This window comes from Streptomyces viridosporus (assembly GCF_002078235.1).
Lineage (GTDB): Bacteria > Actinomycetota > Actinomycetes > Streptomycetales > Streptomycetaceae > Streptomyces > Streptomyces viridosporus.
This window is the reverse complement of the sequence record NZ_MSGP01000481.1, coordinates 232-16,417: the sequence shown is the minus strand read 5'-3', so window position 1 is coordinate 16,417 and position 16,186 is coordinate 232. Positions and strand designations below refer to the sequence as shown.

The window sequence follows — 16,186 nt, the reverse complement described above, 5'->3', positions numbered from 1 at the left end:
TCGCCCAGCAGCGCGCCCCGCAGCACCGCCCCCACCACCGCCCCCGACACGCAGCAGCCGGCCGGGACGGAGCAGCCGAGCACCACACCGTCGGCGGACGGGACGATCCCGACGGCGTACCTGGGCAGTTGGTCCACCACCATCGACAACGCGAGCGGGCAGCACAGCCGCCGGCTGACCGTCCAGCAGGGCGAGGTGGGCGACACGGTCCTGTCCCTCGTCGCCGACGGACCCACCGGGAACGGCACCTACCACTGCGTCTTCGAGGCCAGGCTCACCGGCGTCACCGGCTCCGGCGACCGGCTGGAGATCGGCCCGTCGTCCGTGACGGTCGGTCAGCCGCGCAGCGCCTGCACCCCGGGTGCCGCCTCCCAGGTCACCCTGCTGCCCGACGGCTCCCTGAGGCGCGTGAACACCGGCAACGGCGAGCAGCTCACCTACCGGCGGGACTGACCGACCGCGCGGAGTCCGCTCCGGTCGAAGGCGGTTGGACGTCCGGCGAACGCCGGTGAACGCCGGCGGACGAACGCCGCGCACCCCTTCGCACGGCCGTACGGCGACCACCCGGCCGAACGGGCGGGCAGCGACGGGACGGCGCGACGGAGGGCCCGGGCGCGAACCCCGAGCCGTGACCCGGAGGACGCCTCGCCCCGGCCCGGGCGGACGCCACCGGCGCCCGGGCGGACGCTACCTCGGTTCGGGCGGGCGCTGCCTCGGCATGTTCGGGCGGGCCGGCCCCGGCGGGGAGGGGAAACGGCCGTGCGGGAGGGAGCCCTCCGGGCGCCCCGCGCCCGCCACCGCCGCCTGGATGCCCAGCGGCGCGCCCCCGGCACGGAACTCCACCATCCAGTCGGCCGTCTCGACCCGCACCAGCTCCGCCACGTCCTCCGAGAACCGCCGCAGCACCGACAGGCACCGCTCGGCCGCCTCGCTCGCGGTGCCCTCCGCCGGGCCCAGCACCTCGCGGACGCACTCCGAGGCCCAGTCGAACTGGAGGGCCTGGAGGCGCCGCTGCACGGCCTGGGCCGTCGCCACGTCCCGCATCCAGCCGGACGTCATCCCGAAGAACCGGTCCCCGGCCACACAGGCCACCCCGAGCAGCAGCGCCACGTACCCCCAGGGCGCGGCCCCGTCCGCCACCCCGGTCAGATCGAGCAGCGGCAGCGCGGCCCCGGTCACCGCCCCCACCGCCGTCCCGGCCCGCAGCGCCCACGCGCACCGCCGCTTCCACACCCGCTCCGCGAGGTACCAGGCGGCCGTGTCCAGGGCCCCGCGCTCCACCCACCGGTACAGCTCGTCCAGCCGGGCCGCCGGCTCCCCCCAGTCCCCGAGCGGGAACACCCGCCCGCCCGGCTCGCCGGGCCGCAGCCCGGCCGCCTCCTCACCCCGCCCGTCCTGAGGCCGACCCTCGGGCTGCATCTCCGGCTGACCCACCCGGTACTCCCTACTGACCCCTGTTGACTCCGACTGATCTCCGGCTGACTCCCCGGCCGTCCCCCGGTCGACCGCACACGGTGAATGGATTGTGACGCCTGGTGCTCGCGTGTCGGACCCTTCCTACCGCCCAACGGGTGGCGGTGCCGGAGGTTCGCGCCTTTTTCCGCTCGGAAGAAGGCCCTGATCAGGTATAGGGCCCCGGCCGGGACTCACTCGAAAGAGTGCTGGAGCGACGGCCGCCCGGACCACGTAGGCTCGTGCCGAACGGGAAATCCCGGACCGGCGGACCGACGGGCCGACGGACCGGCCGACCAAGGAGCTGAATCGTGATCCCCGGTGGTGGCCAGCCCAACATGCAGCAGCTGCTCCAGCAGGCCCAGAAGATGCAGCAGGACCTGGCCAAGGCCCAGGAGGAACTGGCCCGCACGGAGGTCGACGGCCAGGCGGGCGGCGGCCTGGTGAAGGCCACCGTCACCGGTTCCGGCGAACTGCGGGCCCTGAAGATCGACCCGAAGGCGGTGGACCCGGAGGACACCGAGACCCTCGCGGACCTGATCGTCGCGGCGGTCCAGGCGGCCAACGAGAACGCCCAGACCCTCCAGCAGCAGAAGCTCGGCCCGCTGGCCCAGGGGCTGGGCGGCGGCGGCATCCCCGGTCTGCCCTTCTAAGACCGGCCGCCGGCCTCTACCGTACGTACAGAAAGAACCTCAGGAAGGACGGCAGTCCGTTGTACGAAGGCGTGGTCCAGGACCTCATCGACGAGCTGGGGCGGCTGCCCGGCGTCGGGCCCAAGAGCGCGCAGCGGATCGCCTTCCACATCCTCCAGGCGGAACCGACCGACGTACGGCGTCTCGCGCACGCCCTCATGGAAGTGAAGGCGAAGGTCCGCTTCTGCGCGACCTGCGGCAACGTCGCCCAGGAGGAGCAGTGCTCCATCTGCCGCGACGCCCGCCGCGACCCCGCGGTGATCTGTGTCGTGGAGGAGCCCAAGGACGTCGTGGCCATCGAGCGTACCCGGGAGTTCCGGGGCCGCTACCACGTGCTGGGCGGCGCCATCAGCCCCATCGACGGTGTCGGCCCCGACGACCTGCGCATCAGGGAACTCCTGGCCCGGCTGGCCGACGGCTCGGTCACCGAACTGATCCTGGCCACGGACCCCAATCTCGAAGGCGAGGCCACGGCGACGTACCTCGCCCGCATGATCAAGCCCATGGGTCTGAAGGTCACCCGCCTGGCCAGCGGCCTCCCGGTGGGCGGCGATCTGGAATACGCGGACGAGGTGACCCTCGGCCGCGCCTTCGAGGGGAGACGACTCCTAGATGTCTGATGCCACGTTGCACGCGACCCACCAGAACCCGGACGACTTCGCGGTCCAGATCGCGGACCAGATCGAGAGCTTCCTGGTCGCCGTGACCGAGGTCGCGAAGGGCGACGAGCCGGACTCGGCGATCCCCTTCCTCCTCCTGGAGGTCTCCCAGCTGCTGCTGGCCGGCGGCCGGCTGGGCGCCCACGAGGACATCGTCCCCGACGAGCGCTACGAGCCCGACATGGGCCCGGAGCCCGACGCGGACGGCCTCCGCGAGAACCTCGCCCGCATGCTGGAGCCGATCGACGTCTACTCCGAGGTCTTCGACCCCTACGAGCCCCGCACGGCCCCCGTCCCGGCCCGCATCTCCGACGACCTCGCCGACGTCATCACCGACCTGCGCCACGGCATGGCCCACTACCGCGCGGGCCGCACCACGGAAGCCCTGTGGTGGTGGCAGTTCTCCTACTTCTCCAACTGGGGCTCGACGGCCTCGGCGACCCTGCGCGCCCTCCAGTCCGTCGTCGCACACGTCCGGCTGGACCAGCCCCTGGCCGAGCTGGACGGCCTCGACACCGACCACGGCATGGGCGACGACACCCTGGAGTTCGAGGCGGGCAAGGTCATGGCACGGGAACTCGGCACTCCGCTGGGCGTGCGGCCGGCGGGGTGATTGCCGATCGACATGCTCCCGGGCGGCGTAACCGCGCTGGAGCGCCCACGCGTCGACCGGTCGGCAGGCTGTCGTATCCACACCTCAAGAAGCTGCGGCCGGACAGTTCAGGCAGCACCGAGGTGCGAGTTCTGTTCGTCTTCGCCCCCGAGTTCGGCCCGGAGCCCGGGCCCCGGGGTCCGAGCTCTTCCCCTGGGTTTCCGTTCTGGTTGGAACGCCCGATCGACCGATTCCGAGAGTGAGTTGAGGCGGCGCACCTCGCCGTCGAGCGTCCGTGGGCGCCTGTGCCCGCCGACCGGGCGTCGGCCCCGAGCGCCGGGTGCGTTCGGGGCTCGGGGCCGACGGGCGTTCAGCGCGGTTGTGGGTCCCGTGCACAGGCGTTGACGAACCCGGTGAAGAGGCGGAGCCGGTGGGTCTCCGAACCGGCCGGGTCCTCCGGGTGCCACTGGATGCCGACCACCCACTTGTCGGGGTGCTCGGTCGCCTCGACCACCCCGTCGTCGGCGCGTGCCACCGCCACCAGTTCCCCGCCCACCCGGTCGACGGCCTGGTGGTGTCCGGAGCGGACGGTGAGGCGGGTGTCCCGGACGAGGCCCGCCAGGCGGGTGCCCTCGGTGACGGTCACCTTCTCGTCGACGAACAGCGGTTCGCCCGGCCCGCCGCGGTGGAACCGGTGGTCCTCGATGTCCGGTACGAGCGTGCCGCCGAAGGCGACGTTGATCAGCTGGGAACCGCGGCAGACGCCCAGCACCGGCCGGCCGGCGTCCACCGCGGCCCTGATCGCGGTGAGGGCGAACTCGTCGGCCCGGCGGTCCACGCCGAAGGTGCGGGGCACCGCCTCGCCGCGGCCGTACAGCTCCGGATGGACGTCGCCGCCGCCCAGCAGGAACAGCCCGTCGTACTCGGTGACCCGCTCCGGGTCGCCGAGGTCCTTCAGGGGGGTGGAGGTCTCGACGAACTCGCAGTGGGCGCCCAGGTCGCGGAAGGTGGCCAGGGCGGTCCGGGCGAGGCGCCGGATCATGGCGGTGTCCTCGTCGGTCAGGTCCGGGTAGTCCAGCGAGCCCAGGACGGCGATCCGTGGGCCGCCGCTCCCGGGAGCGGCGCCGGGGAGCTCGTTTCCTTCTGCGCGGGATGCGGTCACAGTTTGATCCATGTCGTCTTCAGCTGGGTGTACTTCTCCAGGGCGTGCAGGGACTTGTCGGGACCCCCGAAGCCGGACTGACGGTAGCCGCTGAACGGCACGGTGATGTCGCTCTCGTCGTAGTTGTTGACCCACACGGTGCCGGCCCGGATCGCCCGTGCCAGGCGGTGCGCGGTGGACAGGTCCTTCGACCACACCGCGGCGGCCAGGCCGTAGTCGGTGTCGTTGGCCAGGCGCACCGCCTCGTCGGCGTCGTCGAAGGTCATCACGGAGAGCACCGGGCCGAAGACCTCCTCGCGGGCGACCCGCATCCGCGGTCCGGCCTCGAAGACGGTGGGCTCCACGTAGTACCCGCCGGTCTCCTCCAGGACGCGGTTGCCGCCCAGGACCAGTCGCGCGCCCTCCTCCACGGCGCCGTTCACGTACCCCAGGACCCGCTCCAGGTGCCGCTCCTCCACCAGCGCGCCGATGTCGGTGCGCGGGTCGAGCGGGTCGCCGACGACGGTCCTGCGGCTCTCCTCGAGGACGAGTTCCAGCAGCTCGTCCTTGATTGCCCGGTGGACCAGCAGCCGCGACCCGGCGGAGCAGGCCTCGCCCTGGTTGAAGAAGATGCCGCTCGCGACGTACCGGGCGACCGTCCTCAGGTCCGGGGCGTCCTCCATGACGACGTGCGGGGACTTGCCGCCGAGTTCGAGCGAGACCTCCTTGAGGTTGGACTCGGCCGCGTACGTCAGGAACAGCCGGCCCACCGGACCGGAGCCGGTGAAGGTGATCGCGTCGACGTCCCCGTGGCGCCCCAGGGCGGCGCCGGCGGTGGGTCCGAAGCCCGGCACCACGTTGAGGACGCCGTCGGGAACGCCCGCCTCGGTGGCCAGTTCGGCGAACCGCAGGGCCGTCAGCGGGGACTGCTCGGCCGGCTTGAGGACCAGGGAGTTGCCCGTGGCCAGCGCCGGCGCGATCTTCCACATGGCCATCATCAGCGGGAAGTTCCACGGGACCACCGCGCCGACGACCCCGAGGGGTTCGCGGGTGACGGTGGCCAGGGTGTCCCGGTCGGTGGGGACCACCTCGTCGTAGAACTTGTCGACGGCCTCGGCGTAGAAGTACAGGGCCTGGAGGGTCACCCGGATGTCGACGGCGAGGGCGTCCCGGTAGGGCTTGCCCATGTCGACGCTCTCCAGGAGAGCCAGCTCCTCGGCGTGCTCCTCGACCAGCCGGGCCAGCCTCTGGAGCACCTCGCGCCGCTTCCGGGGCGCCAGGTGCGACCAGACACCGCTCTCGAACGCCTTCCGGGCACTGGCCACGGCCCGGTCCACGTCCACGGCGCCGCCCTCGGCGACCGAGGTGATCCTCCGGCCGTCACGAGGGGAGATCCGGTCGAACGTGGCGCCGTCGGCGGCGTCGACCGGCGTGCCGTCGATGTACAACCGGCTGGGGAGGGACAGTCCGGCGAAGCGCTTCTCCAGCTCGGCGCGGGTGGCGAGGGCCTGTTCCTCCGGGGTCGCTGTCATGCTGCGCGTTCCTTTCGGGTTGCGGCACGCCGGGTCGCGGCACGCCGGGTCGCGGCGCGTTCGACGAGGTCGCGGAAGAGGGCGCCGTCCTGCCGGGAGGTGTCGAACAGGTCCTCCGGGTGCCACTGGACGGCGAGCACGTCCGCGTCCGTGTGCTCCACCGCCTCGACACAGCCGTCGGCCGCCCGCGCCACCACGGTCAGGGAGCGGCCGAGCCGGTCGACGGCCTGGTGGTGGTAGGAGGAGACCTCGAAGGACCCGGTCCCCACCACCGACGCCAGGCGCGAGCCGGGTGCCGGGGTGACGGCGTGGCGGGCGTCGAGGTGGTCCACGGAGCCCTCGGCCAGGTGCTGGTCCAGGGTTCCCCCGCAGACGGTGTTGAGCACCTGCAGGCCGCGGCAGACGGCCAGGGTGGGCAGGTCCAGGTCGATGACGGCCCGGGCCACCGCGAGGTCGAGTTCGTCCTGTTCGGGGTGGTCGGGCTGGGTCCGCGGGTGCGGCTGCTGCCCGTAGTGGGCCGGATCGAGATCCGACCCACCGGGCATCAGCACACCGTCGAACCGGGCCAGCCGCTGAGGCAGTCCGGACAGTTCGGCGCGGGGGCCGCCGTGCAGGACCAGCGGTTCGCCGCCGGCCGCGAACACCGCGTCGCCCAGGGCCTCGGCGGCGACGGTGGCGGCGAACCGCAGGCCGGAGACGGACGCGGCCCGGCGGCCGACCACGGCGATGAGGGGCCGCATGCTCACGCCTCCGCCCCGCCGGACCCGCCGCCGAAGGGGTACTCCAGCGCCGGCAGCCACTCGGCCCAGGCCTTGGCCAGCCGGCCGTCGGCGATGATTCGGCCGAGGGCGCCGTCCAGGGCCGCCAGGTCCTCCGGGCGGTCCTTGGCGACGCCGACGGCCCAGCGGTTGCCGGTGCGGACGGTGAAGGCCAGCTCGAAGTCCGGGTGGTCGCCCAGCGGCACGAACACGACGTCGTCGTCGACGACCGCGTCCACCTCACCGGCCCTGAGCGCCTCCAGCATGTCCCCGAACACGTCGTCGGAGTCGCCTCCGAACGGCACGGTGACCGCGCCGTCGAAGGTCTCGGCCAGGGCCATGTTGGTGCTGCCGGCGATGGCGGCGACCTTCCGGCCGCGCAGGTCCGCCGCGGAGCGCACGGGGTCGCCGCGGCGGACGAGCACGGACTCGTGGAAGACCGCGTACGGGCGGGTGAAGTCCACCTCCCGCAGGCGGGATTCGGTGACGCCCTGGCCGCACAGCACGCCGTCGGCCTCGCCGCGCCGCACGGTGGGGAGCATCTCGGCCCAGGGCAGGAACACCCACTCCAGCGGGCGGCCGAGCTCGTCGGCGATCAGCTCGGCGACGGCCGGCTCGTAACCGCGCCGTCCCTCGACGGGGTCGTCGCGCAGGAACAGCGGCGCGGCGTCGGAGTCTATGCAGGCCAGGCGGAGGGGCTCGGTCACGGGGTGTCCTCCGCGTACATCATGTGCTCCCAGTCGGTGACGACGCCGCAGAACCGGGCCCACTCGTCCCACTTGTAGGCGTGGTACAGCTCCGCGGTCTCCTCGCCGATGGCGGCCTTGACGACCGGGTCGGCGTCGAAGACCCGCAGCGCCTCGCCCAGGTTCAGCGGCAGCGGCGTGAACCGGGGGGCGTCGGAGGTGTCGCCGTAGCTGGAGCCCTGCTGGGACGGTCCGGGGTCGATCTTGTTGTCCAGGCCCTCCGAGATCGCGGCGATCAGGACGGCGTGCGAGAGGTAGGGGTTGACCATGGCGTCGGGGAGCTTGAACTCCAGCCGCCCGTTGGCCGACAGGCGCACGGTGCAGGTCTTGTTGTCCTTGCCCCAGTTGATCTGCGACGGGGCGAACTGGCCGGAGTCCCAGTACCGCTTGTAGGAGTTGACGGTCGATCCCATGACGGCCATGGAGGCGGCGGCGTGGGTGAGGATGCCGCCCAGGGCGTGCTGCCCGGTCTCCGTGAGGTGCAGCTCGCGGCGGCCGGGCTCCTCCAGGACGTTCTCCTCGCCGCGCCACAGGCTGAGGTTGTGGTGGCAGCCGTTGCCCATCATGCCGGTGGCCGGCTTGGGCATGAAGCTGGCCTTGATGCCGAGTTCACGGGCGACCTGGCGGCACAGCTGCCGGTAGGTGATGAGCCGGTCGGCGGTCAGGTCGGCGTGGTCGAACATCCAGTTGAGCTCGATCTGGCCCGGGTCCTCGTAGTCGCCCTCGATCATGTTCAGGCCGAGGGCCTTGGCGTAGGCGATGACCTTCTGGTAGATCGGCCGGCTCCGCTCCAGCAGGTCGATGCGGTAGGCCGGGCTGTCGTCGGGCCGGTGGTGCACCTCCAGCCCGGGGCCGGTCCAGGTCATCTCGGGTTCGCAACCGGTGCGCAGGGTCAGGCCGGTGCGGGCGGTGAACGCCTCGTGCAGCCGGATGAGGTTGCCGCGCACGTCGGTGGCGAGCGGCCGGCCGCCGACCTCGGGCCGGTGCTCGGGCTCGTAGAGGCGGCAGAAGAAGCGGCCGACGCTCGAGTCCCAGGGCAGCACGCTGAAGGTGTCGAGGTCGGGGAGCGCGGTGAACTCGGCGGCCTCGCTGCCTCCGCCGAGCAGGTTGCCCGCACGGTCGACCTGGAAGTCCGCCATCACCGTGCGGTGCATGTTGACACCCTTCTCCACGTTGCGGATCAGGTGTTCGGCGGGCACCACCTTGCCGATGACACGGCCGTTGATGGTCACGGTCTGGTAGTAGACGTACTCCACACCGGCGTCGGCGATGCGCTTGCGCACCAGGTTGATCGCCTCTTCGTCGGTGTTGCGCTCGCGGTGCTGGTCCAGCGCCGTGGTGGCGTCGGGCGTGGTGATCATGTTCACCTCAATGGGGTTTCGCGGCGGTACTTCGCGGTGGGAGCAGGGGGTGAGAACGGGAAGGCGGTGCGGTCAGGCGGCCGCGAGGGCGCTGAAGGCCTGACGCAGCTCGCGCTGACGGGCGGGCGGCAGGTTGATCGCGACGGTGCCCACGTGCGCCGCTCGCCGGTGGTAGGTGACGAGCACGCCGTTCGCGGGTTGTTCGAGGTCGCCCTCCTCCACCCGCACCTCGTCGGCGAGGGCGGGGGAGCCGAAGCTCTGGAACCTCAGGTCGAGTTGGTCGCTCCAGAAGGAGGGGATCGGAGCGAACGGGGAGGGGTCGGGGGCGACGCCCGCCAGGTCGGCGGTGAGGGTCGCGGCCGCGCGCTTGGCGGTGTCGGTGGGGATGGACCAGTGCTCGACGCGGCGGGGCACCTCGTCGAACAGGGGGTTGGGGAAGCGGGCGATGTCCCCGACGGCGACGAACCGTTCCGCGCCGTGGACCCTGAGCAGGTTGTCGCACAGGATCCCGTCGCTCAGGTCCGGTCCCTCGATCCCCGCGAGCCACTCGGTGTTGGGGATCGAACCGACGGCCTCGACGACGACGTCGGCCCCGAGGGTGCTCCCGTCGTCGAGTTCGACCCCGGTGACGGCGGTGGTGCCGAGGAAGCCGGTGATGGACCGGCCGATGACGAACCGGATGCCCGCGGCCTCGTGGTGCCGCTGGACGGCGGCGGCAGGCGACGGACCGAGGACGCGCTGCATGGGTGCCCCGACGGGGTCCACCACGGTGACCCGGCAGCCCAGCCTCAGGGCGGTCGCGGCGACCTCGCAGCCGATGAACCCGGCGCCGATGACCACGACGTCGGCTTCCGGCCGCAGTGTGCCGCGCAGTCCCACGCAGTCGTCGAGGGTGCGCAGCACATGGCGTCCGGCCGACGGGCCGGGGAGGTCCAGACGGCGGGGGCGCAGTCCGGTGGCGGCGACGAGCCCGTCGAAGGTGACGACGGAACCGTCCTCCAGGGAGAGCCGGCCCCGGGCCGGGTCGGCCTCCACCACCGGCAGTCCGAGCAGGAAGTCCACGTCGACGACCGACGCCCGGCGGCGGAAGGCCACCTTGGCGTGCAGGTCGGCCGGCGAGGGGTCGCCCGGCGCGGACAGCACCTCCTTGGAGAGCGGGGGCCGGTTGTAGGGGAGGTGCGGTTCGTCGCCGAGGACCGTGATGGGCCCGGTGTGCCCGGCGGCACGGAGCTGTTCGGCCGCTCGCAGACCCGCGAGCGACGCTCCGACGACGGCGATGTGTGCGGTCATGGCCGGTCTCCGTCAGCCGTCGATGAAGATGGCCTGGACGGGACAGACGTCGGCGGCCTCCTCGACCTCGTCGCGCAGCGACTCGTCGGGCTCGCCCTCGTAGACGAGCCGGCCCTCGTCGTCCATCCGGAAGACGGCGGGCGAGGCGATGGCGCACTGGCCGTGGTCCTGGCACAGGGACATGTCGACGGTGACCTTCATGGGGGTGTTCCTCTCACTCTGCGAGCCGTTGGGGGAGAGCCGTTCGTGAACCGGTCAGGAGGCCGGGGTGAAGGTGAGGGGCAGCCGGACCGGGCCGGTGTTGCCCGAGTCGGGCAGCCACTCGGCGCCCTCGGCGATCTTCGGGTCGCGCAGGCGCTTGGCCAGCAGGGGCAGGGCCTCGCTCATGTCGCTGCGGGCGACGAAGTGGCCCAGGCAGTGGTGGGCGCCGCCGCCGAAGCCGAAGTGGGGCTTGCGCTCGGCGGTGATGTCGAAGGGGTTCCCGCCGAAGACGCGGGGGTCGGTGCCGGCCGCCTCGGTCCACAGGTGGATCGTGGTGCCGGCCTCGATCTCCAGGTCCTGGAAGGTGAAGTCCTCCACGGCCTCGCGGGTCACCCAGCGGGTGGTCGGGTTGACGCGCATGACCTCCTCGACCGCTTTGCCGCCCAGTTCGGGCCGCTCGGCGAGCAGGCGCCACTGGTCGGGGTGGTCGACGAAGGTCTGCAGGGCCAGGCCGAGCTGGTTGCGGGTGGTGTCGAAGCCGCCGAAGATCAGCAGCACCAGGCCGTCCCGCAGCTCGGCGTCGCTGAGCTTGTCGGTGTCGCGGCTGGCCTCCACGAGCCGGGTGACGAAGTCCTCGCGGGGGTTGCGGCGACGGTCGGCGATCAGGTCGTCGGAGTACCGGTAGAGCCGGTCCAGCGCTTCCTCGATCTTCGGCAGGTCCTGACGGAGGGTCACCCCCATGGCCAGGCCGATGGTGGCGGCGTCGGTGGAGACGGCCTTCCACTCGTCCTCGGGGATGCCGAGCATGATGGCGATCACGCGGGCCGCGTAGGGCTCGGCGAACTCCGAGATGAACTCGCACCGGCCGGGCTCGGCGAAATTGTCGATCAGTTCGGTGGCCAGCGCCTGGAAGCGCGGCACCAGGTCCTTGATCAGCTTGGGGGAGAAGGCCGGGTTCATCAGCCGGCGCAGCCGGTGGTGCTCCTCGCCCTCCTTGTTGAGGATCCAGCTGTCCCACCAGTCGGCGAACGGGCCCTCGGTCACCCCGTTGTGGGAGGGCCAGGCCACGCTTCCCTGGCGGAGCTTGGGGTGCTTGAGCAGTCGGTTGAGTTCCTCGTAACGGAGCACGGCCAGGCCGTAGTTGGTCCGGGCGTACCAGCTGCGCTCACGTGCCTCGTGGACGGCGGCAGAGGTGATCGAGAAGCTCGGGTCGGCGACGTCGAAGTACGGAGCGGCATCGAGGGCGGTGCCCGTCATAGGACTCTCCAACTCTCGGGGCGGGCTGAGCGAGTGGCCAAATACTCTAAACCTAGGGTTTGTTAGTCAAGGGTCTGTCCGAAGAAAGTTCCGGCTCGTTCACCGAAGCCGTCGCGGCCGCCGGGAAAAGGCCCTGGAACCGCCCTTTTCGGGAACGGGACGGGCGTGCGGACAACGGGACGGGCATGCGAAACGGGGCCGCCGCGGCCGGTTCGGCCGCGGCGGCCCCGTGGGTGCGCTCGTCCCGGAGGTGTTCCGTAGGGCTCCGGCTACTCGCGGGGAGCCAGGGCCACCACCCAGTCGCTGTCCAGGCCGACCTCGCCCACCATGACGAAGCCGTCCTCCCCGGACCGGGGCGTCCTCGGCAGCCGGGAGCCGATCAGCCAGCGCGAGGTGTTCGCGGCGATCACCCGCCGCTCCGGGCCGACGAGCACCGCGTCGTGGGCGCCCCCGCGCAGCGCCCTGAGCAGGCGGGGCTCGAACTCGTTCACCCTCAGATCGGCCCCGACCACGCCCAGGAAGACCTCGTCGAAGACGGGGGCGGTGAGGGTGAAGACGTAGCGGTCGGCGCCGAAGTAGTCCACGTACGGGCCGAAGACCGAACGGCGGGAGTGGTCGCGTCCGGCGGCGAACCAGTCCATCTCGAAGTAGTCGTAGACGTCCACGCTGCTCGGGTCCAGGTTGAGCCTGAGCCGGACGAAGCCCGTGCCGCCGCGCTGCCACCACTCGAAGTGCCGGTCGCGCTCCGGCAGCAACCCGGCCGCGGCGAAGAAGCCGAAGCCGTCCGCCGCGGGCTGCTCGTCGATCCGCTCGACGAGGACCGGCTTGAGGGCGGCCATCTCCCGCACTCCGAAGGAGCCGCCCTCGGCCAGCACGGCGCGGCGGCGGGCGACGACCTCGCCCGCGACGGTCTCCAGGTGGTCGAAGACCTCCCTCAGCAGACCGCTGACCCGCTCCAGGAGCGTGTCCAGTTCTCTCTTCGCCACCACGGTCGACCCGCCTTCCTGCGCGGTTTTACCGGGACACATCGGGTGCCTCCCCCCTTCATCGTTCCGCCACCATCAGGTGCAGCTCGATCAGTCGGCGCAGGTTGCGCTGGACGTGGCGCTCGGACAGCGCCCGGGCCCGTTCGCCGTCCTCCTCGGCGATGGCCGTGGCGATGGCGTGGTGGTCGGCGACCGCCTCCTCCAGCACGGCCCGGGGCTCGAGCGGCAGCCAGAGCAGGGACGTCAACTCGGCCTGGAGGTTCACCTCCAGCCGGGTGAGCCGCTCGGACTGCGAGGCCATCGCCACCTCGATGTGGAACCGGCTGTCGGCCCGTATCCGGTCGCCGTACTCCTCGGCCGCCGCCAGGGGCTCGACGAGGTGGAGCAGCTTGCGCACGCTCGCCGCCGAGGCGCGCTGCGCGGCGAGGAAGGCGGAGGCGCCGGAGACGGCGAACTGCTCGTCGGCCAGGTCGCGGAGCTTGGAGGCGGTGGTGGAGCGCAGCCGGTCCTCCAGGGGGCCGCGCGGCGGGTTCACCGGGCGCCGCACGAAGGTGCCGCCGTTGCGGCCGCGGCGGGTCTCGACCAGGCCCTGCTGCCGCAGGATCGCCAGCGCCTCCCGCAACGTCATGGGGGAGACGCCCAGTTGGCCGGCGAACTCCACCTCGGTGGGCAACTGCTCGCCGTCGACCACGAGCCCCAGCAGGATCGCCCTGCTGACGCGCTCCACGACCCCCTCCGCGCGGCCTCCCCCGTTCAGGGGGGAGATCAGCGAGGCGCGCATCGTCGGTGCGTCGCCCGCGGTCATCCCTGCTCCTCGTCCTTCGTCGCCTGTGCTGCCGTCACGGCCCGTCACCCGAACGTCACCCGCCCGTCACCGTGGGTGCCGTCGTCCACGCGTAACGGCACAGAGTCTTGTGCAATAAAAAATGAGCTTGTAGTTTTCCGCGCCATACCAGGAAGCATCTTAGGGGCACCCCTACCCCGGCCATCCAGACCAAGGGGCGGAAAACGCACGCCGTGCCGTGCTTTGACGCTGCAGCGCACCACATCGCTCCCTGTACACCCGCATGTCCTCCTCACGTCCTCCTTCCTTCCGGTTCGTTCGAGCAACGGGAGTCCGTATGAGTCCCATCGAGACAACGGGACAGCACGACAGCGACGAAGCGCACCTCGCCTCGCTGGGCTACACCTCCGAATTCAAGAGGGACATGAGTCCCTGGGCGAACTTCTCGCTCGGCTTCACCTACCTGTCTCCCGTGACCGCCGTCTACACGATGTTCGCCGTGGGGCTGGCCGTGGGCGGCCCGCCGATGATCTGGACGCTGGTCATCGCGGGCGTCGGCCAACTGCTGGTCGCCCTGGTGTTCAGCGAGGTGGTGGCCCAGTACCCCGTCGCGGGCGGCGTCTACCCCTGGGCGCGGCGCCTGTGGGGCCGCCGGTACGCCTGGCTGACCGGCTGGGTCTACATGATCGCCCTGTTCGTGACCATCGCCAGCGTGGTCTCCGGCGCGGGCCTGTACTTCTCCTCGCTGCTCGGGCTGACCTCCACGGTCGACACCGTCATCGTCTGCTCGCTGGCGGTCCTCGTCCTGGCCACGGTCATCAACTACCTGGGCACCCGGGTCCTGGCCACGGCCGCCATCTTCGGCTTCGCCGCCGAACTCCTGGGCGCCCTCGCGGTGGGCGTGTGGCTGCTGGCCACCGAGCGGCACCACAACCTCGGCGTGCTGTTCGACAGCTTCGGCGCCGGGGACGGCAGCAACTACCTCTGGGCGTTCGCCGCCGCCTCCCTGATCGGCATCTACAACTACTACGGCTTCGAGGCCTGCGGCGACGTGGCCGAGGAGGTGCGCGACCCGGGCCGGGTGATCCCCAAGGCGATGCGCCGCACCATCTACGTCGGCGGCGCGGCGGCCACCTTCGTCGCCGTGTCCCTGGTGCTGTCGGTCTCCGACATCTCCGCGGTCGTATCCGGCGAGGACGCCGACCCGGTCTCCGGAGTGCTCCAGACGGCCTTCGGCACCGCGGGGTCCAAGGTGATCCTGGGGATCGTGCTGCTGTCCTTCCTCTCCTGCGCGATCAGCCTGCAGGCCGCGGCCAGCCGGCTGGCCTACAGCTACGGCCGCGACGACATGATCGCGGGCAGCAGGCTGCTGCGGAAGTTCTCCCCGACCCGGCACATCCCGCCGTACGCCCTGATGCTGGCCTTCGCCGTCCCGGCCGTCATCGTGCTGGCCTCCAAGTTCTCCGAGGACGCCCTGACGAAGATCGTCAGCTTCGCCTCCCTCGGCATCTACCTGGGCTTCCAGATGGTGGTGTTCGCCGCGCTGCGCGCCCGGCTGAAGGGCTGGAAGCCCTCCGGGGCCTACCGGCTCGGCAAGTGGGGCCTGCCCGTCAACATCGCGGCGCTGGTCTACGGCATCACCGCCATGGTCACCCTCGCCTGGCCGCGCACCCCCGAAGCCCCCTGGTACGACAACTACATCGTGCTGCTGTCCGGCGCGCTCGTCGTCGGCGCCGGCCTGGTCTACATGGCGGTGCACCCGACCCACGGCCGCAGTGAGGCCCCGTACGACGACGCCATCCCCAAGAAGAAGGAGGGGGCCGCCGGGACCGACCGGGCCGGCGAGTCCGACGCGTCGGAACCGTCCCCCGTCTGACCCGGCCCGCGGCCGCACCCCCGTCCCCGCGACCGCACACCGGCGGGCCCGGCGCGATTCCCGCGCCGGGCCCGCCCGTCGGTGCGGTGCGCCCGGTTCAGCGGAAGGCGGCCTGCCCCGTCAGGGCCTGACCGATGACCAGGGTGTGCATCTCGGGGGTCCCCTCGTAGGTCAGGACCGACTCCAGGTTGTTCATGTGCCGGATCACGGGGTATTCCAGCGAGATGCCGTTGGCGCCGAGGATCGTGCGCGCGGTGCGGCAGATCTCCAGGGCCTTGTTGACGTTGTTGAGCTTGCCCAGGCTCACCTGCTCGGGGCGCAGCCCGACGGCGTCCTTGCGGCGGCCCAGGTGCAGGGCCAGCAGGGTGCCGTTGGTGAGTTCGACGGCCATGTCGGCGAGTTTGGCCTGGGTGAGCTGGAAGCCGCCGATCGGCCGGCCGAACTGCGTGCGCTGCCCGGCGTACTCCAGGGCCGACCGGAAGGCGCTGCGGGCCGCGCCCATGGCGCCCCACAGGATGCCGTAGCGCGCCTCGTTGAGGCAGGACAGCGGACCGCGCAGCCCGCGCACCTCGGGGAAGACGGCCTCCGCGGGCAGACGCACCCCGTCCAGGACGAGTTCGCTGGTCACCGAGGCGCGCAGCGACATCTTGTGCTGGATGGTGCGGGCGGAGAAACCGGGGGTGCCGGTGGGGACGACGAATCCCCGCACGCCCTCGTCGGTCTGCGCCCACACGACGGCGACGTCGGCGACCGAGCCGTTGGTGATCCACATCTTGGTGCCGTCCAGGACCCAGTCGCTCCCGTCGCGGCGGGCCCGGGTGCGCATGCCGGCGGGGTCGGAGCCGTGGTCGGGCTCGGT

At 71.9% G+C, this 16,186-nt stretch carries 17 protein-coding genes; 5 read left to right on the top strand and 12 right to left on the bottom strand.

Annotation, left to right across the window (positions count from 1 at the left end):
* Positions 1-453 (top strand): serine-threonine protein kinase (locus B7L92_RS29810; RefSeq protein ID WP_081240467.1); only part of this gene is annotated, 453 nt, incomplete at its 5' end.
* Positions 454-687: 234 nt separating this feature from the next.
* Here the strand turns inward: B7L92_RS29810 and B7L92_RS29805 are convergent.
* Complete coding sequence (locus B7L92_RS29805) at positions 688-1,434, bottom strand: SLATT domain-containing protein (RefSeq protein WP_081240466.1); 747 nt, start codon at positions 1,432-1,434, stop codon at positions 688-690.
* Between the two features lie 329 nt (positions 1,435-1,763).
* On the opposite strand from B7L92_RS29805, the gene B7L92_RS29800 reads away from it, so the two are divergent.
* Genes B7L92_RS29800 through B7L92_RS29790 form a run of 3 tightly spaced genes read left to right on the top strand, consistent with a single transcriptional unit; the run spans position 1,764 to position 3,416 of the window.
* The gene (locus B7L92_RS29800) at positions 1,764-2,105 is read left to right on the top strand and encodes a YbaB/EbfC family nucleoid-associated protein (protein ID WP_081240465.1); all 342 of its coding nucleotides are present in this window, start codon (positions 1,764-1,766) and stop codon (positions 2,103-2,105) included.
* A gap of 59 nt (positions 2,106-2,164) precedes the next feature.
* The gene (recR, locus tag B7L92_RS29795) at positions 2,165-2,764 is read left to right on the top strand and encodes a recombination mediator RecR (RefSeq protein WP_004985389.1); all 600 of its coding nucleotides are present in this window, start codon (positions 2,165-2,167) and stop codon (positions 2,762-2,764) included.
* On the top strand, positions 2,757-3,416 hold the full coding sequence (locus B7L92_RS29790) for a DUF5063 domain-containing protein (protein WP_081240464.1): 660 nt from the start codon (positions 2,757-2,759) through the stop codon (positions 3,414-3,416). The genes recR and B7L92_RS29790 overlap by 8 nt, the downstream gene beginning before the upstream one ends.
* Positions 3,417-3,765: 349 nt before the next feature.
* Here the strand turns inward: B7L92_RS29790 and B7L92_RS29785 are convergent, their stop codons facing one another.
* The 10 genes from B7L92_RS29785 to B7L92_RS29740 all read right to left on the bottom strand — a co-directional run bounded on the left by B7L92_RS29785 (position 3,766) and on the right by B7L92_RS29740 (position 13,472).
* Positions 3,766-4,557, bottom strand: coding sequence for a gamma-glutamyl-gamma-aminobutyrate hydrolase family protein (locus B7L92_RS29785; RefSeq protein WP_255311200.1), 792 nt, complete (start codon positions 4,555-4,557; stop codon positions 3,766-3,768).
* The gene (locus B7L92_RS29780; protein ID WP_081240462.1) at positions 4,554-6,068 is read right to left on the bottom strand and encodes an aldehyde dehydrogenase; all 1,515 of its coding nucleotides are present in this window, start codon (positions 6,066-6,068) and stop codon (positions 4,554-4,556) included. Before B7L92_RS29780 ends, B7L92_RS29785 begins: the two co-directional genes overlap by 4 nt.
* Positions 6,065-6,808, bottom strand: coding sequence for a gamma-glutamyl-gamma-aminobutyrate hydrolase family protein (locus tag B7L92_RS29775; RefSeq protein WP_081240461.1), 744 nt, complete (start codon positions 6,806-6,808; stop codon positions 6,065-6,067). Before B7L92_RS29775 ends, B7L92_RS29780 begins: the two co-directional genes overlap by 4 nt.
* Positions 6,809-6,810: 2 nt before the next feature.
* Positions 6,811-7,533, bottom strand: a complete 723-nt coding sequence (locus B7L92_RS29770; RefSeq protein WP_081240460.1) for a substrate-binding periplasmic protein — start codon at positions 7,531-7,533, stop codon at positions 6,811-6,813.
* The gene (locus B7L92_RS29765; protein WP_081240459.1) at positions 7,530-8,933 is read right to left on the bottom strand and encodes a glutamine synthetase family protein; all 1,404 of its coding nucleotides are present in this window, start codon (positions 8,931-8,933) and stop codon (positions 7,530-7,532) included. Before B7L92_RS29765 ends, B7L92_RS29770 begins: the two co-directional genes overlap by 4 nt.
* Before the next feature lie 72 nt (positions 8,934-9,005).
* Positions 9,006-10,223, bottom strand: a complete 1,218-nt coding sequence (locus tag B7L92_RS29760) for an NAD(P)/FAD-dependent oxidoreductase (RefSeq protein ID WP_081240458.1) — start codon at positions 10,221-10,223, stop codon at positions 9,006-9,008.
* A gap of 12 nt (positions 10,224-10,235) precedes the next feature.
* Positions 10,236-10,424, bottom strand: a complete 189-nt coding sequence (locus B7L92_RS29755) for a ferredoxin (protein ID WP_081240457.1) — start codon at positions 10,422-10,424, stop codon at positions 10,236-10,238.
* A 54-nt stretch (positions 10,425-10,478) separates the two neighbouring features.
* The gene (locus B7L92_RS29750; RefSeq protein ID WP_081240456.1) at positions 10,479-11,681 is read right to left on the bottom strand and encodes a cytochrome P450; all 1,203 of its coding nucleotides are present in this window, start codon (positions 11,679-11,681) and stop codon (positions 10,479-10,481) included.
* A gap of 269 nt (positions 11,682-11,950) precedes the next feature.
* Entirely contained in the window at positions 11,951-12,670 is a 720-nt protein-coding gene (locus B7L92_RS29745; protein ID WP_255311199.1) for a PDC sensor domain-containing protein, read from the bottom strand.
* Between the two features lie 55 nt (positions 12,671-12,725).
* On the bottom strand, positions 12,726-13,472 hold the full coding sequence (locus B7L92_RS29740) for a FadR/GntR family transcriptional regulator (RefSeq protein ID WP_016825293.1): 747 nt from the start codon (positions 13,470-13,472) through the stop codon (positions 12,726-12,728).
* A 316-nt stretch (positions 13,473-13,788) separates the two neighbouring features.
* Between B7L92_RS29740 and B7L92_RS29735 the strand changes: the two genes are divergently transcribed.
* Positions 13,789-15,327 carry an APC family permease gene (locus B7L92_RS29735; protein ID WP_081240454.1) on the top strand — a complete coding sequence of 513 codons (1,539 nt, stop codon included), beginning with the start codon at positions 13,789-13,791 and terminating at the stop codon, positions 15,325-15,327.
* A 97-nt stretch (positions 15,328-15,424) separates the two neighbouring features.
* Here B7L92_RS29735 and B7L92_RS29730 read toward each other — a convergent pair.
* Positions 15,425-16,186, bottom strand: a 762-nt coding sequence (locus B7L92_RS29730; protein WP_255311198.1) for an acyl-CoA dehydrogenase family protein, incomplete at its 5' end; no start/stop codon positions are given.